Source organism: Algoriphagus vanfongensis DSM 17529 (assembly GCF_000429465.1).
GTDB classification, from domain to species: Bacteria; Bacteroidota; Bacteroidia; order Cytophagales; family Cyclobacteriaceae; genus Algoriphagus; species Algoriphagus vanfongensis.
Window position 1 is genome coordinate 759,764 of record NZ_AUBX01000010.1, and the last position, 21,452, is coordinate 781,215.

Sequence of the window (21,452 nt, forward strand, 5' to 3'; positions counted from 1 at the left end):
ACAGATGACTCTTTCACTTTGGAGATGGGCGCATTTAGTCCTTGCTCTATTGGCCAGTACATTTATTTTGATCGCTTCGCTGACGGGAATCATTCTCGGAATCGATGCGGCACTTTCCAGACTGGATGCCATTCAAAGTGATCATCTGGATCAGATTACCCTCGCGGAGGCCTTGCCGGTTTTCCGCGAGGCTTTTCCTGAAATCACAGAGATTTCTGTTGAAAATGGAGAGCGAGTTCTTGTCAAAGGTTTGGATGCGGAATGGAACGAACTTGCAGCATACGTGGATCCTTCCACTGGAGAAATTTTGGGTGAGCCAGTTCAGGAAAGCAGTTTTATCCAATGGGTAACGGCATTTCACCGATCCCTTTTCCTCAAAAGCACCGGTCGGCTGATGATCGGAGCAGGGGCTTTATTGTTGATTATGATAGCCATTTCCGGTATTTTTCTGGTGATTCAGCGGCAAAATGGTATTATTCATTTTTTCTCCAAAATTCCCAAAGAAGGCAAGCATCAATACTACCATGTAGAATTGGGACGGTGGACCCTGGTGCCGATTTTGGTTTTGGCACTGAGCGGCACCTACCTGTTTCTGGATGGATTCAATATTTTTCCGGCTACTCCCATGCTGGAATTTCCGGAAGAAATCTCCGAAGAAGAAAGCGAATTCCTTGACCCCGAGGAGTTCCCAGCATTTCAAGAAATTTATCTTTCGGATCTGCAAAAAGTGGAATTTCCCTTTGCGCCGGATCCCAATGAATTTTTCAAACTGACCTCTAAAAATTCACAACAGCTGATCAATCAATTTTCTGGAGCTGTCATCCAAAACGTGGATACTCCTACGATCGCTCAGCTGAAAGAACTCAATCTGGTACTTCATACCGGTAAAACGAGCTGGGTTTGGGTCCTGATCCTGACACTGGCTTCGGCAAATATCCTGTACTTTATCTACTCGGGAATTGTCATCTGGAGGAAAAGAACCCGTACCAAAATCAAAAACATCATCACGCCTGATCAAGCGGAAATCGTCTTGATCGTAGGAACAGAAAATGGCAGCACGCTGGGATTTGCCAGTGCCATCCACAGACAATTGTTGGCCAATGGCACAGCTTCCTATCTCTGTGAGGGCAATGCCTATCAGCATTTTCACAAAGCCAATCAGATCTTGGTTTTCACCGCTACGCATGGACAAGGAGAAGCGCCTGCCAATGCCAGCAAATTGCTTGCGCTGATACATCAAACCCAGCAACCCAAAGACACGCAGTTTTCAGTCATCGGTTTTGGTTCTAAATCTTATCCAGATTATTGTGCTTTTGCTGTGGAAGTAGATCGTACCATGACCGAACTTCCTTGGTTTCAGCAAGCTGTATCATTGCATACTGTCAATGACAAAAATGCTGTGGAATTTACCGACTGGGTCAAAGCTTTTAACCATCAAAGCGGGTTCACGCTTGCCACCACTCCAGCGGTCTATGCAGCAAAACCAACGAAGTTGAAAACATTGAAAGTGGTGGAGAAAGTCTTCGAAGAAAGTGATCAAACTTTCCTGCTGACTTTGAAAGTAAATGGAATTGCAAAATTCACATCGGGTGATCTCCTCGCTATCTATCCAGCCAATGATGAGCGGGAAAGACTATACTCAATTGGGAAATGCAAAGGTAAAATCCAACTGGTAGTGAAATTGCACCCGGGAGGTTTTGGTTCTGGATTTTTAAATAATCTGGAAGTAGGTGATCAAGTCAAAGCACGGATTATCGCTAATCAGTCTTTTCATTTACCAAAAAAAGCCAAGTCTGTCGCCATGATCGCCAATGGAACGGGTATCGCTCCATTCTTGGGGATGATACAGCAAAATGGAAGCAGCAAACATCTTTATGTTGGTTTCCGCACTGAAACCACTATGACACAACGTTACACCCGTCAAATCTCAGCCTTTCAGCCTAAGAGTTCCAATCATCTTTCTCATTGGGCATTTTCCCGACAGGAATCCTATACACACCCTTATGTGATGGACCTCATCCAGCGGGATTCGGAGTTTTTTGCTCAGCTGCTCGCTGAGGATGGCGTAGTGATGATTTGCGGATCACTGGCCATGCAGCGGAACGTCGAAGCTAAACTGGACGAGATCTGTCTGGCTCACCATAAGAAAGGGCTATCCCATTTCAAAGCCAAAGGACAAGTGCTGGTGGATTGTTATTGAGAGCATATCTAAAAAATTGAAGAGTGGAACTTAATAAGGTCGCTCCTTTCTATAGGCTCAACACTAATTGAAAATAAAAAATCCGAAAAGACTTTCGCCTTTTCGGATTTCACTTTGGTTGGATTGGTTATTAAAATCTTTTGGATCCGCTAAATTCCATCGCTTCTCCCTTTCCAAATCCATAGCTGATACCCAAGGTCACAAAGCGACCTCTTTGGCGATAGCTATACTGGGAGAAATCAGCTGAATACACATCGCTCTCATTGATTCTGGATGCGAACACATCTCTCACACTAAGATTGACAATGGCTTTTCCTTTCACGATTTTCTTTCTGACTCCAATATCAGCCATCACATAGCCTTTGTTGGTCCGCTGGAAAGTCTGGAAAGACGACTGATAAGCACCGACGACTTCCAAAGTAAAATCTGCCGGTAATTCAAATTTGTTGGTCAGTCGGCTGGACCACTGATTGGAGGTGAACCCAAATGGTGTGGCTTCATAGGTACCCGTCCGATCAAAATAGTTAAAGTTGAAATCTGCATTCAGTGACCACCAGTCATTCGGAGTCAGTTTCCCGTTCATTTCCAGGCCAGTCACATTATTGGTTCCGATATTCATCGGTTTGGTGATATTGATACCATTTTCGGCTATGGTCACATCCTCCACTGTCTGCGTAATGTAGCGATGGTACAAGGAGCCGCTCAGTGAAAATAATGCATGGTCAAAAATCGCCGTAATCTCATAGCTATCCGTGTATTCAGGCAGAAGATCTGGATTACCGGTACTCACATTGTAAGTATTTCGAATATTGGTGAATGGATTCAAGTCAAAGAACCTCGGTCTCGATATCCTTCTGGAATACCCACCTTGCAGAGAGAAGTTTTTGGCCACCTTGTAGGAAGCATGAGCCGTAGGAAAAAGATTAGTGAAGTTTTGATTATTTTCCTCTCCCGTCTGCTCTAGCTCCGTCTGTAGATCGGTATTTTCCAATCTCAGGCCCAATTTCAAACCAAACTTTTCACCCTCATAGGCACCGGTACCATAAAGTCCCAACACCTTCTGGGAATAATAGAAATCATTGGTCAAGTTAGGGATCACTACCCAAGCTCCATCTTCGAAGTCAGCAATGGAATAATTATTTTTGACCTCATTGATGAAATATTGCCCACCAGTCTCCAAGGTGAATTTCTCTCCAAATGGCCTGGTATAATCCGCCTGAAAGGTATATTCTGCCTGGCTGAAATCATTATCTGCAAGCTGTCGCTCAGTCTCTGCACCTTCTCCAAAAGTTGGTAGATTTTCAAACTCTGAGGACTGATCCTTGGCAAAGGAACTACCGATGGCACTGATCAATAAGAAATGGTCTTCTGTATCAGAAAAATCACTTTTGTACTGCAATTCATATTGCCATTTTGGATTCGTGGCTTTGGTGGATTCCTCACGCGTCCAGCCAGCTAGCATCGTATTCATTCCATTGAATGAACTAAAATCTGTCATGGCATTTTCCGTTTCTCCTTCAAAAGCATAGTTCCCGGAGAGTGTGATTACATTTCTATCGTTGATGTAATAATCGGAACCAAGAATCAGGTTAAAAAACTTCTCATTTTTATCTGCTTCGCCAAAGCTCTGCACGGAGCTTCCATCGATCAGATTTCGATTTAGGGTTTCAAAATCCTCAGGCATTGTTCTATACCCTACTCCCAGCTGGCTGAAAATATTAAACTTGTCAGTTCTTTTATTGAGGCTAAAACCCAAGCTATGGTTATTTGGCACACCGGTATTCAATGTCACCGAACCGTTCACACCTCTTTTCTCGTCTTTTTTCAACACAATATTGATGATACCGGAAGTACCTTCAGCATTGTATTTGGCAGATGGATTGGTGATCACCTCTACTCGCTCGATCATATCGGCAGTTACCGTGCCAAGGGCATTTCCGCCGTCACTTGTGAGTACCGAGGGTTTTCCGTTGATCAAAACCTGCACCCCGCCAGTGCCTCTTAGCAAGATCTGACCTTCTATATTGACATTGACAGAGGGAATATTGTTGAGTACATCCAGAGCGCTCGCTCCTGTACTACTAAGATCTTGCCCCACATTGAACACACGCTTATCCAGCTGAAACTCCGTCGTGGATTTTGCGCCCTGCACGACTACTTCATCCATCAGCTTGGAGTCCTCTGCCAATGCAATCGTACCTAGATCCACACGATTGTTTTGGATCGTCAGATCAGAGAACGTCTGGGTAATAAAGCCCATGAAACTGATCTCTACACTGAAATTTCTACTTTCTGTAGCCAAAAGAAGTGTACCATCCGCTTGGGTAGTGGTGCCGGCAAGCATCTGATCGTTTGTATTGTCCAGCAGCTTCACCGTGGCAAATTCTATTGGAGCTTTCGATTTGGCGTCTATTACAGTTCCGGTGATTTCCACGCTTTGTGCCAAAACCTGACTCAGGCCAAGTGAAAAAAACAGAATAAAAAACAGGGGGAGTCTCATGTCGTTGATTTTTGTATTTGACCCAAAATTGAGGAAGAATGCCTACCTTAAAAAATATAATCGATGAACGACCGGACTTTCCCGACAAACAACAAATGAAGCTTTGGGTGGTTGTTTGACAGGAAAAAATCGCTGTTCAACGACACGATTAGAAAATAGGCAACCCAATCATCTACTTTGGATCTATGGATTCACTCACCACTAGCAAAAAGACAAACAGACAGGAATGGACGTTTCAGATCATTCTCCATCTGATGGTTTTTCATTTTGTGATCATAGATCATGAGGAAGGTCAGATGGTATATGAGCTGGAATGGTTTCAGCTTGTGTTTTTTGCCAACTATGTCTGCGCCAACCTTCTCATCAGTTACGTACTTTTACCCAAATTCCTCTACAGGAAACGCTATTGGGAGTTTGGCATTTATTGTTTTCTGATAGTAATCGCTGTGATTTTGATCGAGGAGTTTGTCTTGGAAAAAATCTTCTATCCCACGACGCGTGGCTCTACGTTTCAAGGCGCCATACTCAGTTTGGGTGAGGTTTTATCTGTATTGGGGGCTTTGACAGGGGTCAAATTTGCATGGGATTCCATCCACCGACAGCGAGAGATCGACGAACTCAAACTCGTCGTCAAAGAGAGCGAACTGTCCTTTCTCAACTCCCAGATCAACCCGCATTTCCTATTCAACAACCTGAACAACCTCTACTCCTACTCTGTGGAGCAATCTCCCAAAACTCCCGAGATCATTTTGGGGCTAAGTGGTGTTTTGCGCTACATGCTTTACGAATGCCGTGAAGCCTATGTACCACTGCTAAAGGAAGTGGAACATTTAAGGAATTTCATTCAACTCTACGAGCTTCAAATTGAAGATAGAGGTGCTGTAAAACTAGAAACCAAAAACATCAGTGACTCATATAAAATCGCTCCTTTGATTCTCAATGTTTTTGTAGAAAACGCCTTTAAACACAGCCAATCCGGGCAATCAGAGCAGATTTCGATTGGAGTTTCCATAGTCATGGATGAAAAGGGAATGCTTTCGTTTACCTGCACCAATAACTTCGAAGCCAATGATTTTCCGGAAAGCAAATCCCATGGCATTGGTCTAGAAAATGTGAAAAAACGCTTAGAACTCTTATACCCAGACCGCCATCAATTGACGATCGATCAGACGATAAACGAGTATAAAGTATCTCTCCAAATCCAGCTGCACACCTCATGAACTGCATCATCATAGAAGATCAGCCGCCTGCACAGCGCATCCTCCGCAAATACATCGAGGATCAAGGGACATTGCAGCTTCTGGAAGTTTTCAGTGATCCTACCAAAGCGCTGACATACCTTCAGGAAAATGAGATCGAGCTAATTTTTTTGGACATCAATCTACCGAAGCTAAGCGGAATTTCTTTCCTAAAAACCCTCCAAAAAAGACCCCAGGTCATTCTTACGACCGCCTATTCTGAATATGCACTCGATGGATATGAACTAGATGTGGTGGACTATCTTCTCAAGCCCTTCTCCTTTGAGAGATTTTTGAAAGCTGTCTCCAAAGTTCGCTCCTCAAAAACCGAACCGTCGATAGCCGACCTCCCTGCCCGACGGGAGCATTTCATCAAAATCGGGTATGAGCATATCCGAATTGCATTTGAAGACATACTTTTTCTCGCTGCGGATGGGGACTACTGCGAAATTTACCTTCAGGGGAAAAAGCATCTTTCTTCAGAGCCTTTGAAAAAGTGGATCGAACTTCTCGAAGGCTGGGATTTCTTCCGTGTGCATAAATCTTACGTAGTCAACGTGCATCAAATAGAAAAAGTCACGGGTAGTCAAATCGTCCTTCGAGACGGCAACAGCATCCCGATTGGCAGAGCTTACAAGGAAGATTTTATGGCCAAATTTTTATCCTAACAACTGACAAACCTAAGTCGCCTGTCTTTAAAAACGAACTACTTAAACCCTTTCATCGCGGCCAGAGTCGTGCCCCAGACAATCAGACAGGAAATTAGAATTCCGATAGCATTGGCGAAAAAGGCCTTTTTACGATCTAATCCAAAGAGATATCCAGCGATCGTTCCGGCATACACACCTGTTCCGGGAATTGGCATAGCCACAAACACCATCAAGCCCCAAAACCCATATTTTTTCACATTTTTTCCAGCTCCTTCTTTGGCTCTTCTTCCTACAAAAATCGCTGCCTTTTTATAGTAGTACCATTTCAAAAAATAGCGATTGATGACATCCATAAAAAAATTCATGATCGGAAACACCAAAATATTGGCTAAAAAACATCCCACGAGAACCAGGTAAATCTCCACTCCATTCAATAATGCATAGGGGATTCCCACCTTTGCTTCACCCAAAGGAGAAATACTCCATAGCATCGCCTTTAGTAAATCCAAAAACATGTGCAACTAATTAGAACGTGCAAAAGTAATCAGTTTCGATTTGAAAAAGTACATTCCAAATAAACTAGTTTGATTCTTCTAGATACACATGTCTCAAAAAAGAAAACCGCACCTATAATCATCATTTGTGGAGCAAAGTTTGCCCAACTCAGTAACATGCTTAGTTTAGCCTAATCTTTTAGATTGAAACTTTATGAAATACCCCTTCTTTTTTATCGGACTTCTCTGGATGACTGCTGCCTGCTCCAAAGATTCAAGCCTTATAGAGGAATCTCAAACTACCGTGAAAACACACCGTGTGGCAATGACGGAGCGGTATAATCTAGATGGCAAACTCTTTAACGCCAACACAGGAGAGGCCATTTCTATGGAGGGTTTTTCGAAAATGCTTCAAGAAAACCCTGAAATCCAATTAGAGCGCTTCTATAACAAATATGGAATAACTGATAAATTCCTGTATCACCCAGATGCGCCTACTACCAATTTTTCAAAAAGAGACGCTTCCAAACAGCCCCAAATTGGACAAGTGATGCCTGAGTTTGTCTTTACGTCGATAGAGGGAAAGGAGATCGCTTCTGAAGATTTAAAAGGAAAGTGGGTTTTGATTCGCTTTGACTTCTACACTGCACACATGGATATGGATCGCTATAGCACTTTTGCAAAAGAAATCGAATCCATCCCTAGGTCTGCAAAGCTCACTACAGTCCTTTGCTCCATTGATACTGAAGAAAATCTAGAAAAGGAGTTGGGTTATTTCTCTGACAAAATCGAGCTAGTAGCAAATGGTCAGGGTTTTGCCGCCAAATACCACGTAAGTAGCTTCCCCACCACCATCTTGATCGGACCTGATCAAAAAGTGGTAGAGTACATAGGAAGAGATCAAATGGATCAAATCAAATCGATTATTAAGAGTAAGTAAATTGACCTAAAAAAATTAAGGAGAATCAAATTGCCCGAAGTTAAAACCTCAGGCAATTAATTTATAACCCATACTTCTCCCCTTTTTCTCGGATGAGTTTATACCCGTTTTCAGCCATATCCCAAGGCTCGGAAAAGTCCCTCCACACCCCGATCGAATTGGCAAAAGCCGGATCATTACGGGTAAAACCTTCGATCGTCAACCAACCGGAATAGCCTACTTTTTTCAAAGTGGCAAAGGCCTCATCAAAATTCACATGCCCGGAACCTGGAGTGCCTCGATCGTTTTCAGAAATATGGAAATGACCCAATTTAGGCGCGATCAACTCTATCGCAGAACCCAGTTTTTTCTCCTCCATATTGGCATGATGGGTATCAAACATCGCCTGCACATTGGGATGATTGACTTTGGTCAGTAAGTAATCCAACTGCTCCATGGTATTGGCCAAATAGCATTCAAATCGATTCAAGGCTTCTGGAGTAAGCAGAATTCCCAACTTCTGAGCATAGTCTCCCATTTCATGCAAAACTTCCGCAGACCAATTGTATTCATCCTCCATCGGAGCACGCGAAGCAAAAGTCGCAAAAGCCGAATGGAAAGGCCCACAGAGCACCTGCGAATTCAAATCAGCTGCTCTATCCAAAACCCAGCGAAGTCTTTCTTTCGATTTTTCTCTTACTGCTGCATCTGGAGAAATCGGGTTTTCCTCGGGACTTAAAACAGTTACAGTCGTCACTTCCAAACCAATATCCGCACAGTGCTTCCCCACTAGTTTGAAAGATTCCTCTGGAGATCCTCCGACAAAAAATTCAGCTCCGTCATAGCCGATCTCTTTCAATCGATCCAGGATGGGCAATAATGACTCTGACATCTCTGCTGACCATGCCAGCACATTAAATCCTATTTTGTTCATACTTCAAGTTGTTAGTCGATAGACTACGGCCTATAGTCTATTTAAAATCTCCCACTTTCATTCCTTTTCTAAATGTATCAAAGCCAAACATAGTAGGCTCATACTTTCCGACAATGCTGACATTCAGCTCTGGATTGATTTCACCTTCCATTCCCAAAAGCCAAAAAGAAGCATTGAGCACCATTCTTCGCAGATCTTCACTCTGAAAGCCCAATGAAGAACCCATTGTAGAAGCAAAAGCGGTTCCCTGCTTCCCTCCTTCTATCTGATAGGGTTTGGTCCAGGCGATTGGCATGAGTGATTTTTCCCAAATCAACGGAGCCTGGTCATCCATTCCTGCAGTAGATTGTCCATAGAGCAATACTTCCGCATCTTCTGGCAAGCCTTTGATTCCGTACACATCTTCAGGAACCCAAATATTATCAACTCCTCGTAGCAAAGGGTGATCGTTCATCTGCAAGACACCATTGACCATCGCCCGAGTGCCTTCTTTTCCATGAATTCCGTGGTGATTGATCCAGGTCTCTCCAAAAATCCGTTTACCAAATCCTTTTTCCCAACCCTCTTCGGTGCCATTCCATGTCCACTTCGCATATGGCGAGTCTTTATCTTTCTGGTAAGCAAAAGCATGTGTGGAAGTTCTGAGGCCGATGATAGGCTTGCCGGCTTTTAGAAAATCTTCAATATAGCGGCTCTGCTCGTCTGGAAGCTCTCGAAAGCGAATCAGCATAATCATCAAATCTGCCGATGCCAGATGCTCCAAACCGGGGATATTGTTTTGAAAATTAGGGACTACGTCACCTGACGTAGGTTCAATGGGAAAGAGCACTGTCGTCTTGAAGCCATGATGTTCAGCCAGCATTTTGGCCAGCATAGGCATGGATTCTTCGGAGCGGTATTCATCATCTCCTGCTACAAGAACTATATGCTTTCCATTTCCAGGACCTTCCCCGCCTTCGAATTGAAGGAAAGTTTTGCCATTTTGGGAGTAGGCACAGGACATCAAAAAGAGGAGAAGCAAAGAAAAAGAAAATCGTTTCATGGGGTCTTATTCATAAATTTAGTACAGAAGCCCTAAAATAGGTGATTCTATTTTGAGAGCAATTTTTTTATGTCAATTTAAAGAGAGTTTAGAATTAGAAATTGAGAGTAGGCCATTTCGAATTAGTTTCTATTGAGATTGAAATAAAAAAAGCATCCTCTCAAATAGGCTTCGAGTCACCTTGACAAAATCTGATTCTAATCTTTCAATTCACTCGGATCAAAAATCAAGGGAAAGAACTTCCCCTCCATTTTTTCACCTTTGGCAATCACCGGTACACCTTGTAATAGTGCTTCATCCGAATTGGAAATAGTCCCATCAGCAAACACATTCAACACAAAGGCTTTTCGGGATTTTTCAGAATAATTTGCAAAGCTCCCATGCACCAGCAAGGGATGATGAAATGCGGCATATCCGGCTTTCAATGGAATTGCAACAGGTTTAAATTCAGCTTTTTGTTCTTCATTCAGCATCGCTTTTAAGCCATCCATTTCACCAGCCAAAGCAGGTTTGTCAAGCAATCCCCACCGATGCGAGCCTGGCACATAGTGAAGGCAGCCATTTTCCTCCGTTGCATCATCCAAGCCACACCAGCAAGTCAAATGCTGTATCTCTATCGTCCTGGTCCAATAGGAATAATCCTGATGCCAAGCCACGTTTCCGCCATGATAAGCAGGCTTGCAAAAGAGCTGATCATGCCAAAATCTCACGGGGCGGTCTCCCAGCAATTGAGAGGCGACCATCCGAAATGCAGGATTCCAAATCGCATCGTGAAAGGCCTCAGCGATACGCCAATGTCCCAATGAGTGAAACAGAATCTTATCCGGATCTCCTGATTCATTACTGTGGAATTCATGGAAAAGATGATTCAGCGGATGCTTTGGGTCCATGACTTCATCCAAAGCATTTTTCAAAACTTCAATCTGCTTTTCATTCAGCAATTGAATCCCAGCCACATACCCATTCTCATGAAAAAAATCAATCTGCTCTTTACTGAGCTTGTATTTTTCCCAGTCTGAGGCAGTTTGTGGCCGAGCAAACAAGTCGGTGATGGGATGATGATAGGAGGCTAGATCTTTCATTTTGGGTCGATTGAATCGCAAAAAGATAAGGAAAATATAGAGGGTAACTATCCGCCTTGTGGAATTTGAGAGCCGAAATGCTTTCCGTTGAAAATTTATCAGCTACTGACTGTACTCTAAAAAATGATCAGTAGATTGAAATTAGAATAGACCCTCTGTGGGTTGGGAATCATACCTACCAAATACCCTAGCAATGCATACTACTAATAGAAGAAATTTTCTAAAAACCTCCGCGACGGCCGCCTTGGGACTTTCAGGTCTTTCGGTGATTTCGCCCCAAGTAATGGGGAAATCCATGGGCTATGTCGCCCCTTCTGACAAGGTCAATCTGGCCTGTGTCGGTATAGGCAACCGAGGAAATCAAATCATCAAAGCATTGGCCGAAACCGGCCTTTGTAATATTGTCGCTCTCTGCGATGTCGATATGGGAGCTCCCCAGACAGTCGAAATCATCAAGATGTTTCCCAATGCCAAGCAGTTTCAGGACTTCCGGGTCATGTTTGACAAAATGGGAAATGAATTTGAAGCCATCAGTGTAGCAACTCCGGATTTTTCCCACTTCCCCGTCACCATGATGGGATTGAAATCTGGAAAACATGTCTATGTAGAAAAGCCCATGGCCAGAACATTCCAGGAAGTGGAATTGATGATCCAAGCGGCTAAAAAATATCCTAATCTGGCTACTCAGATGGGAAATCAAGGGCATTCGGAAGCCAATTATTTCCAATTTAAAGCATGGAAAGAAGCAGGAATTATCAAGGATGTTCATGCAGTAACTGCGCACATGAACAATCCTCGAAGATGGCATGGATGGGACACGAATATTTCTTCTTACCCAGCCGCCGAACCTATCCCCTCCACGTTAGACTGGGATGTATGGACTGCGCAGGCCGAGCCTCATGCCTTTAACAAAGATTACCACAACGGCCAGTGGAGATGCTGGTACGACTTCGGAATGGGAGCTTTGGGAGACTGGGGAGCCCACACGATGGATACTGTTCATGAGTTCTTGGACTTGGGTCTTCCGTATGAAGTCAACCCTACTTTGCTCAAAGGACATAATGCCTTCTTTTATCCCATGTCCACCACCTTGGAATTCAAATTCCCGGAAAGAGGCGACATGCCTGCCCTGACCTTATCATGGTATGACGGTGTGGACAATGTCCCTCCGGTGCCGGCAGGTTATGGAGTTTCGGAAGTCGATCCGAATATTCCTGCAACTAATCAAGGACAAGTACAGCCTGCAAAACTCAACCCGGGAAAGATCATTTATGGCAAAGATCTGACTTTCAAGGGCGGTTCCCATGGAAGTACTCTGACCATCATCCCTGAGGAAAAAGCAAAAGAAATGGAATCCATGCTTCCAGAAGTACCGGAAAGCCCGTCCAATCACTTTGCAAACTTCCTGAACGCTTGCAAAGGTGAGGAGAAAACAAGATCGCCTTTTGAAATAGCAGGACCTCTATCGCAGGTATTCTGTCTAGGCGTGATGGCTCAGTGGACTGGACAAAAACTGGAATTTGATCGGGAAACCAAGCAAATCACCAACAATCCTTTGGCAAATCAGGTATTGGCAGGAATGCCACCTAGAAAGGGCTGGGAGGAATATTACAAATTATAAGTCGCGGACTAAAAAAAACACAATGGTCAATGATCAGTCGGCAGAAATTCTGTAAACTGATCATTGACTACTGATCACTATTTTCCAATCGTTCCAACCTATCCAGCAAAGGTGGATGGGAATAATTGACAAACACATAGGCTGGATCAGGATTGATCGAGCGGAGTGTTTTGACAGATAGAGTTTTGAGTGCCTCTGCCAAAGGTTTTCCGGAGTACGTTTCCTTGGCAAATGCATCTGCCTGAAATTCATTTTTTCGACTTATCACGTTCATCCCTATCCCGATCACCATTGAAATCGGAGAAAACAGGAGTGTAAACGCAATCAAGTTCAACTGGATAGACCACTCCGCCGCCCCCAAAGCCAAGCTCATATTTTCGCTATAGATAAATCGCGAAAGCACAAAAAGAATCAGCCCAATCTGGACAACAGAGCTGAGCATACTCCAGACGATGTGTTTTTTCTTGAAGTGCCCTACCTCATGAGCCAATACAGCTACTAATTCTTCCTGAGAATGCTGCTCAATCAACGTATCAAAAAGAACGACTTTTTTCTTCTTCCCAAATCCCGAGAAAAACGCATTGGCTTTCGCAGACCTTTTGCTTCCATCCATCACAAATATATTGTCCAACGGAAAAGCAACAGAATCAGCATACTCCATGATTTTCGCCCTCAATTCTCCTTCTTCCAAAGGCGTCAGTTTATTGAATAGCGGCAAGATCCAAGAGGTATAGAAGAAGTTGACCAACACCATCAAACCAGCAGCAACAAGCCAAAATATCCACCAAAAATCCTGTCCCATCTGACCAATCAGCCATAAAAACAACCAAAGTAGCCCTCCGCCGATAAGGACAGTCAGGAGCAACCCTTTGACTTTATCTCCGATAAATACTCCAATAGTCGTTTTGTTGAATCCGTATTTTTCCTCGATCACAAATGTGGAATAATATTCAAAAGGAAGACTCAAAAGGTCCGAGGCGACCATGATCACCCCAAAAAATAAGAGGGATTGAATCATAGGCTTTGCTACCAAGTCGCCCACCCATGCATCAAGACTTCCAAACCAGCCCATGTAAATCATCATCAAGCTGACAAGAAATGACAGGGCTCCAGAGACCAATCCAAAACGAAAATTCTCTTGTTGATAAGCCTTGGATTCCAGTAGTTTTTCTCGATCCAAATGTCCTTCCAGCGTCTTTGGAATCATTGGCACCGGACGTCTAACGTTACGGAAACTCAGGATTTTTCCAAATACAAATCCAAATACCACTACGCCGAGCAGAAGGTATTTCAAAAATTCAGGACTCATCTAGGTTTTAGAATTTAGGACAAGGCAAGATCGTGTCTCTTCTGGAAGGTTTGCCTTGATATTTATTGGGAAGTGTCCAAGATAGACTCAACTCATGTGCACCTCCAGACTGAATGCCAAGTTGGGAAACTGTGTAGTCAAAGCTATAACCGATATTCAAGCCACTCAACAGATTGACTCCGACCATCATCACGATCGCATCCCGGTTACTTTGGTTATTGACTGGCTTATAAGGCACACCTCTGTACCAAAGTCCGAACACAATCGGCTCCACATAAAAATAAGCTCCCAAGTCCAACTGCTCAAAAGGACCTTGCCGCTTGTAGTTGAAGGTAGGTGTGATAGATCGCTGTCTGCGGGTATGGGTAAAATCACCCCTGTAAGAGCCTTCTCCCAAATCGATTCGATATCCCCCATGTAGAGAGAACTTGGCCGGCAAAGGACTGATCCCATCGATGAATGACTGATTAGGCTCATTGACATGATGGGCAGCTAGGCCAACCCAAAGATTTTCGGTAAAAAACAATCCGCCTACCGAAAGGGAAAGCATACTGACTGGATCTCCCAACCCCGGAATATCTGTACCCGGAAGTGTCGGCCCGAAAGGATCATTGGGATTGATTTGATTGGCAAAGACCAAATTTTCGTAAAAGCCAATTTGTCTTCTGATGTAAGTGGCCTGAAAACCAGGCCTGAAATAAGAGTTTTCTCCCAATTTCAATTCATACGAAAAAATTCCCGAGACCGAAGTCGATCTCAATTTCGCTGCTCCCTCAGTATCCTGCATCACATGAATCCCAACCCCTGCATTGTAATCTGGAAGGTAAGTATCATAATAGGCCGAAAAGGTGGTAAACTGCGCATCTATACTCGGCCATTGGTTGCGATAGTTGAATCCAACACGTCCTGTCAATTCACCTCCTGCCATCGCTGGGTTGAGATACAGGGGGGCTGCGTAATATTGGCTATATTGTGGGTCTTGGGCATAGGCAACAGTACTCGACAAAAATGCCAGCAACCCAAAAAAAACAAGAGACAGCGAAGACCGTAACAAGAAATTGTTCGTTTATTTGATTATTCAATCCGCTACTAAAACGATTTCCAAATCTGGTTGTTTTAGTAAGCAGTTCGAAAATTATGAAAAGCAAGCCGCATTCCATACATATCCTACTTTTTTTCCCGATTTTAACTCTGTTTTGCTGGATTTTCAGTCCTGAATCCAGTAAAGCGCAGGGGTTCAACGACAATGAATGGATTTTCGGCTACTGCGGAGGAAGCACTGAAAACAGTTATTTGTCCTTCGGGAAAGGCACCAACCCAAGCGTTCAGACCCTCCCAGGCTCGGTCATTGTAGACAAATACAGCAATTCGCTGGCGATTGACCCAATCACGGGCCAACCCTTCTTCTACTCGAATGGCTCCATCGTCTATGATTACAGCGGGGCTCCGATTCAGGGGCAGGTCGGAAATCTGAATGGTCCCATCGACACACGGCAACAAGTGGCGACAGGTTTTTTGGAGTATGATCCCGAGGGTAATAAGCTTTTTTATCTTTTCTATGTATCACCTGGCGGACAATTGCTCTACACCCTTATCGACATGAATGCTCCCGGTCAGGCCACCGGTAATGAAAGACCTTTAGGGGAAATCACAGAACAAGACCAAGTAATCGGCAATGCACAGGGCGCAATTTTAGTAGTCAAATCCCCCTCTTCTCCATCCTATTTAATCAGTTTTGACGGAGGTAATCTCATCTCCAGAAGACTGGATGATACTTCCGGTAGCTTTACAGAGACATCTAGTGAAAGTATCCCTTTCACTCCCAAGGCTATTCTTTACGATGAGGATAATGGCCAATTAATCTTGATCCCCGAAAATGCCGGAGAGGATATTTTGGTGTTGGATTTTGACACCAGCGGAGGAACTTTCGGTAGTCCCAATCCCGTCTCAGAATCTGGAGGGACAGATCCTATCGAAGGAGCGACTTATTCTCCGGATGGTGAATTCCTGTATTTTTCTCGAGGAAATCAGCTCTTCAGAGTTCCAAGCTCTGACCTTGGAGCCACTCCAGAAGAGATTCCTTTGGACCCTCAGCCATCTAGTGTTTACGATTTGAAAGTTGGTCCAGATGGCGAGCTGTATTTCATCTACGAAGAAGTGGACGGAGGTCCCCAACTCATCGGCCGAGTGACCAACCCTAATGAAGTTGATCTTGCTTTGATTGAAGTGGAAATCGACCCTTTTACAGGAACTGATTTTTGCGGAACGATCTTTCCTACTTTTGCACCCAATGCTGATGTAGGAGCCACCGTTGATTTCACTTGGGAACCGGAAGAGCCATGTGCCAACAACCCAGTCCAGCTGACCAGTGTGATCACGCCAGAAAATTATCAGCCAGTATCTTTCGACTGGCAGTTTAATCCTCCATTGACGGACTCGGACGGCAATCCATTGGACGCGGATTACGAGCAGGAGCACTTTTTGATTCCGGCTGACGCCACTCAGGGACAGAGCGTATCAGTCACACTCGTAGTTACTTACGCAGACGGCACCACTTCTGCGCCAGTCACTAAGGACATCCCTCTGACAGAGAATAACCTAGAGGCAAATTTCAACCCTTCCGACACCACTATCTGTGAGGGGCAATGCGTGGATATAGCAGCCTTGCTCCAAGCTCAAAGTGCTGAGGGAGAGCAGGGCGGAGAAGCCCCCGGTTCAGGAGGAGAAAATTATGAATACTTCTGGTCCAACTATCGAGATGAAGGATGGACTAGCCGCGATGAAAATGAAGTGTGTCTTCCGGGATTGTATTGGGTACTTGTCAGAGAACCTGGGTCATCCTGCTACGCATATGCAGAGATCCGAGTCAAAGTCTGGGATCTCGATGATCAAAGTAATAACATCTGGTATTTTGGTGATGGAGCGGGTCTGGACTTTAATCCAGATCCTGATGATCCCAATGCCCCTACTCCGAGGCCGATCGCCGAAAGGCATCCACAGAATATTCCTGCCGGGACCACAACTATATCGGATGAAACTGGCCAAGTGTTGTTTTTTACAGATGGAGAATCTGTCTGGGACCTGAACGGCACTCTGATGGAAAATGGGGATGCGATAGGTGGAGATAATGGTTCGAGCCAAGGGGTCATTGCTGTACCTGTGCCTCAGGAGCAAACCCTATTTTATCTATTCACCACTCAGCAAAGTGCCAATGGAACTAATGAGGTGAAATTTTCTCTAGTGGACATCAAGTCCGACAACCAAGAGGGAGTAGGAAATATCGTCACGAAAGACAACTTTCTTTTTAGCCCTTCCACTGAGCATTCAGCAGCATTCTCCGGTGGAGATAGCACATGGGTATTATTTCATGAATTGGGCAATAATACTTTCCGGGCATACCCTGTCTCCTCTCAAGGTATCGGTCAGCCTGTGATGAGCTCTGTAGGATCAAGTCATGGATTTAATTCTGGTGTAGGCGCTATGAAATTCAGCCCAGATGGATCGCAGGTGGCTGTGACGATTTCCGAAGGAGGCTGTAATAAGTTGGAGATTTTTGACTTTGATGCCGACACAGGTGAAATGACCGAATATGCTCGAATAGACCTAGGCTGCGATGGGGATGTATATGGTCTCGAGTTCTCGGATAGTGGAGAAAAAGTATTCGTATCCTACCGCAACGGAGGACCAGGAATTGAAGAATTTGCAATCAAAGCGGTAGAAAATGACGATCCTGAAGCTGCCACTTGTCCAGCCTGCTTTGATGGGGCCTCCACCCGTCCTCAGATCGAAGCTTGTATTCTTAGTACCCGAAATACTATTAACAATGTCCCTTCTGATATTGGAGCGCTTCAAATAGGGCCTGATGGCAACATTTACGTAGCCGTCGTCGGATCCAATCAGATCGGTCAAATCGCTGTTGGTTCAAGCTGCGGTGCCAATAGTACATTTAATATGGATGCAGTGGAACCTATGCCTGGCACTACCAATTTGGGTCTGCCAAGCTTTGTTCAAAATAGCGGAAGCTCTATTCCTGAACCTGCCTTGGTAGCTCCAGAAAGGCTCTGTCTAGACCCTGAAGAGGGAGCTTCAGCTTTGATAGAAGGAGGAGGCGAACCGGACATTGACAGTTATTTTTGGACCATCACCCGTGACGATGGGACTGTGATCCTGTCCAATTTTGGAGGGCCCGGAGATGAATTCCAGACCTTGGATCAGGTTTTCTCAGAGCCAGGTACTTATACCGTGGAATTGGACGTCACCAGATGTGCTACTGAAAACTACTTCAACGACAGCATAGAAATCCAAGTAGATGCTCCCCCAGTTTTGACTTTACCTACAGATGCTACCCTTTGTTCGGGCAATCCTGTGACGTTGACAGCCATTGATGGTTATGATCCTTCGGAAGGAATTTATGATTTCCAATGGACGGATGCTGCTGGTCAGGTATATGGTGATGAAAACTCCAATACGATCACAGTTGAGGATGAAAGCATCTACACCGTCACCGTCACGTTTAGGTTGCCTGAGGGACTGACCGACGAAGAAGCTGAGCTATACGAAACTTGTCCAGCCACGGCAGAGGTATTTGTAGGACCTGCATTTGAGTTTGAAATCAATCAGGACGCTCAGGAAGTTTGCTATGAAGAGACTGTGGTTAATTTTGCTCCGGACACTCCGATTTCTGGAGAATGGTTTTATGAGCTGAATGAAGATGGCAACAGAGTTTCTCTGGGTGAATATTTTGAATTAGAACTCTGGATAGACAATCTTCCGGGACCGGGAGATTATGAAATCATCTTCGTGACGGAGGACCCCATCTTGGAAGGCTGTGTGGTGGAAAAGTCGATGGATCTGCTAGTCAATGCACTCCCTGATTTTGACAATGCGGTCCTGGGTGATGCGACTGATTGCAGTACTGCCGATGGAGCTTTTCAAATAATTTTCAGATCTTCTGCCACGACTGTGACAATATTGGAAACAGGATTGACCTTTACCAACGTCTCTGCTGGAGATTTTCTTCAGGTACCAGACCTACTTCCTGGACTTTATACCGTTGTCGCAGAAAATGAATTCGGCTGTACTCAAACCAAGTCCCAAGTAATCGGCAATGAAAATCCGCCTGCTTCCCTATCCGACTACGGTTGGAATCTGATAGGGCAACAATGCGGACCAACTGGAATCGAAGACGGCGGATTGGAAATCTTTTTCAACAACGGTCCTCAAAGTGGAGAATATAGAATCACACGTCAGGAGAATGGGCAGGTGTTTTCTGGCATGTTCACCAATTCCACTGGATTTACAGTTTTACTCCCTCATGGGACCTATTATTTTGAGTTATTGGATTCAAATGGATGCTCCAATCCCACCAACAATGGAGGCTTTCAGATTACTGAGATATTCCAAGTTGACTTCTCTGCTCCTACCAATTTTACAGCCTGTGAAAGCTTCACATTCCAACCAACTCCAGACAATGGATTGACATTTACCTTGACAGGGCCTTTTGGAAATGTAATTCCAGCCGATGCAAATGGGGAGTTCACAATCGGTCAAACAGGGGTTTTCACACTGTTGGGAGAAGATCCGAGCGGAGTGAATTGCCCAAGGGAAATTCAAATCAATGCTACTATCACACAAACTCTAGACTACCAACTAATCGGTCCGATAGATGACTGTCAAACGGGAGTTCGCTATGAAGCACAACTGAACAATGCAGATCCTGCCGATGTGACCTTTCTCTGGAGAGATAATTTGGGAGTCATAGTGGGAAGACAGCAAAGTTTTGCACCTCCGAGAGATGGCGAATATAGTTTGGAAGTCCAGCCTCAGAATGGCGGACTTTGTCAGAGCACCCCTATCTCATTTACCGCTGAACTGAGAGAACTGTCTGTAGATGTAGAGCTGGATGTCACTCCATTCTGTGTAGATCAGACGAGTACCACTTTGGCTGTATTGGCAGACATGACAGATGTAGCTGCAATAGAGTGGTATCTAGTAGAAGGCGGTACCAGAACGAGACTGTTTCAATACGATGACATGCCTATCATCGATACAGCAGTGGAAGGCACCTACGAGGTACTACTCAGAAGTGCAGCAGGATGTGATCTTGGTAGGGATTCTGGAGTGGTAGCCCGGTCTGTTATTGTTCCACCTGTATTGCCTTCCAGTATTACCATCTGTGCAATTGAGGGGAATTCAATTAGTTTGGATCCCGGAGACTATGACAATTATTCATGGATCTTGAATGGAGAAGAGATCTCCCAAGATGCCATCTTCACACCTACACTTCCAGGCATCTACGAATTGACAGTCTCTGATAACCTGGGCTGTTCATACAGTGCATCTATTGAAGTAATCGAAGATTGTGATCTCAAAATCATTTTCCCTACAGGGGTAGTTTTGGATGATCCTACCAGAAATTTCATCCTTTATGCCAATGAATACATTGACTTTGCAGAGGTCTTTATTTTTAATCGTTGGGGAGAATTGATTTTCCATTGTGACCATGAAAATCTCGAACCAGCCCAACCTTTTTGTCCTTGGGACGGGATAGTCAATGGAAAAACGGTGCCAAATGGAACATATGCCGTACTCGTGAAGTTTACCAGTAGAGATCAAAACAAAACTGAACAAATCACCAAAGCGGTAACTATCATTCAATAATGCTTATTTTAATTTCTCCTGCCAAAACCCTCGATTACAGCAGTCCATCCATTCAGGATTTCACTCAACCAGACTTCACATCTGACATCAAGGCACTTGTCTCTGTGATGAAAAAAAAGTCTGCTGAAGACATCGCTAAACTGATGCATGTAAGTGACAATCTGGCCAATCTCAACGAGGAGCGTTATAAAACTTTCGAAAAAGAATTCAACCTGGAAAACTCCAAACAGGCGCTATTGGCATTTAAGGGAGATGTATATACCCGGATCGATGTGGACAATTACTCTCAGGAAGACTTTGATTTTGCACAGGATCACTTGAGAATCTTATCGGGTCTTTATGGATTATTAAAACCGTTGGATTTGATCCAGCCTTATAGGTTGGAAATGGGGACCAAGCTGGAAACCAAAAAAGGTAAAAACCTTTACGAATATTGGGACAAAAAAATAGCCAAAGCCATTAATACCGCAGCTGATGGCCAGCCTATCATCAATTTGGCCTCTCAGGAATATTTTAAAGCCGTAGATGTCAAAACCCTTAAATCACCTGTCACTACCATCCATTTCAAAGAGCATCGAGAAGGCAACTATCAAGTCATCGGTTTTTTTGCCAAGCAAGCTAGAGGGATGATGTGTAATTACGCAATCAAAAACAAAATCACTTCCCCGCAAGACCTCAAATTGTTCAATGAGGAAAAATATGAGTTTTCTGAAAGTCTAAGTTCTGAATCAGACTGGGTATTCGTCAGGTAAGCACCCTAAAAGTCAAGTAAATCCAGAGATTAAAATCTAATCTCTGGATTT

General features: G+C 44.2%; 14 protein-coding genes. 7 read left to right on the plus strand and 7 right to left on the minus strand.

Going from position 1 to position 21,452, the window contains the following annotated elements; translation table 11 throughout:
• The first annotated feature begins 4 nt into the window (after window positions 1-4).
• The gene (locus G460_RS0108530) at window positions 5-2,200 is read left to right on the plus strand and encodes a PepSY domain-containing protein (RefSeq protein WP_026954957.1); all 2,196 of its coding nucleotides are present in this window, start codon (window positions 5-7) and stop codon (window positions 2,198-2,200) included.
• A gap of 130 nt (window positions 2,201-2,330) precedes the next feature.
• Here G460_RS0108530 and G460_RS0108535 read toward each other — a convergent pair whose 3' ends face one another.
• Window positions 2,331-4,700, minus strand: a complete 2,370-nt coding sequence (locus tag G460_RS0108535; RefSeq protein WP_026954958.1) for a TonB-dependent receptor — start codon at window positions 4,698-4,700, stop codon at window positions 2,331-2,333.
• Between the two features lie 185 nt (window positions 4,701-4,885).
• On the opposite strand from G460_RS0108535, the gene G460_RS0108540 reads away from it, so the two are divergent.
• Together G460_RS0108540 and G460_RS0108545 are read left to right on the plus strand one after the other, a co-directional pair.
• Complete coding sequence (locus G460_RS0108540; RefSeq protein ID WP_026954959.1) at window positions 4,886-5,920, plus strand: sensor histidine kinase; 1,035 nt, start codon at window positions 4,886-4,888, stop codon at window positions 5,918-5,920.
• Window positions 5,917-6,606, plus strand: coding sequence for a LytR/AlgR family response regulator transcription factor (locus G460_RS0108545; RefSeq protein WP_026954960.1), 690 nt, complete (start codon window positions 5,917-5,919; stop codon window positions 6,604-6,606). Before G460_RS0108540 ends, G460_RS0108545 begins: the two co-directional genes overlap by 4 nt.
• Window positions 6,607-6,644: 38 nt before the next feature.
• Here the strand turns inward: G460_RS0108545 and G460_RS0108550 are convergent, their stop codons facing one another.
• On the minus strand, window positions 6,645-7,103 hold the full coding sequence (locus G460_RS0108550; RefSeq protein WP_026954961.1) for a COG2426 family protein: 459 nt from the start codon (window positions 7,101-7,103) through the stop codon (window positions 6,645-6,647).
• A 193-nt stretch (window positions 7,104-7,296) separates the two neighbouring features.
• Between G460_RS0108550 and G460_RS0108555 the strand changes: the two genes are divergently transcribed.
• Entirely contained in the window at window positions 7,297-8,022 is a 726-nt protein-coding gene (locus G460_RS0108555) for a TlpA family protein disulfide reductase (RefSeq protein ID WP_026954962.1), read from the plus strand.
• Between the two features lie 61 nt (window positions 8,023-8,083).
• Here G460_RS0108555 and G460_RS0108560 read toward each other — a convergent pair whose 3' ends face one another.
• The 3 genes from G460_RS0108560 to G460_RS0108570 form a co-directional block, all read right to left on the minus strand.
• The gene (locus tag G460_RS0108560; protein WP_026954963.1) at window positions 8,084-8,935 is read right to left on the minus strand and encodes a sugar phosphate isomerase/epimerase family protein; all 852 of its coding nucleotides are present in this window, start codon (window positions 8,933-8,935) and stop codon (window positions 8,084-8,086) included.
• A gap of 37 nt (window positions 8,936-8,972) precedes the next feature.
• Window positions 8,973-9,977 carry a ThuA domain-containing protein gene (locus tag G460_RS0108565; RefSeq protein WP_026954964.1) on the minus strand — a complete coding sequence of 335 codons (1,005 nt, stop codon included), beginning with the start codon at window positions 9,975-9,977 and terminating at the stop codon, window positions 8,973-8,975.
• Window positions 9,978-10,174: 197 nt separating this feature from the next.
• Window positions 10,175-11,059, minus strand: a complete 885-nt coding sequence (locus G460_RS0108570; protein ID WP_026954965.1) for a phytanoyl-CoA dioxygenase family protein — start codon at window positions 11,057-11,059, stop codon at window positions 10,175-10,177.
• 193 nt (window positions 11,060-11,252) lie between these two features.
• On the opposite strand from G460_RS0108570, the gene G460_RS0108575 reads away from it, so the two are divergent.
• On the plus strand, window positions 11,253-12,680 hold the full coding sequence (locus G460_RS0108575) for a Gfo/Idh/MocA family protein (protein WP_026954966.1): 1,428 nt from the start codon (window positions 11,253-11,255) through the stop codon (window positions 12,678-12,680).
• Window positions 12,681-12,747: 67 nt separating this feature from the next.
• On the opposite strand, the gene G460_RS0108580 is transcribed toward G460_RS0108575, so the two are convergent.
• Window positions 12,748-13,989, minus strand: a complete 1,242-nt coding sequence (locus G460_RS0108580) for a M48 family metallopeptidase (RefSeq protein WP_026954967.1) — start codon at window positions 13,987-13,989, stop codon at window positions 12,748-12,750.
• 7 nt (window positions 13,990-13,996) lie between these two features.
• On the minus strand, window positions 13,997-15,043 hold the full coding sequence (locus tag G460_RS0108585) for a PorP/SprF family type IX secretion system membrane protein (protein WP_026954968.1): 1,047 nt from the start codon (window positions 15,041-15,043) through the stop codon (window positions 13,997-13,999).
• Between the two features lie 83 nt (window positions 15,044-15,126).
• Between G460_RS0108585 and G460_RS0108590 the strand changes: the two genes are divergently transcribed.
• Window positions 15,127-20,649, plus strand: coding sequence for a T9SS type B sorting domain-containing protein (locus G460_RS0108590; protein WP_026954969.1), 5,523 nt, complete (start codon window positions 15,127-15,129; stop codon window positions 20,647-20,649).
• Window positions 20,649-21,401: a peroxide stress protein YaaA gene (yaaA, locus tag G460_RS0108595; RefSeq protein WP_026954970.1), complete on the plus strand. Its 753-nt coding sequence runs from the start codon at window positions 20,649-20,651 to the stop codon at window positions 21,399-21,401. The genes G460_RS0108590 and yaaA overlap by 1 nt, the downstream gene beginning before the upstream one ends.
• Window positions 21,402-21,452: the final 51 nt, after the last annotated feature.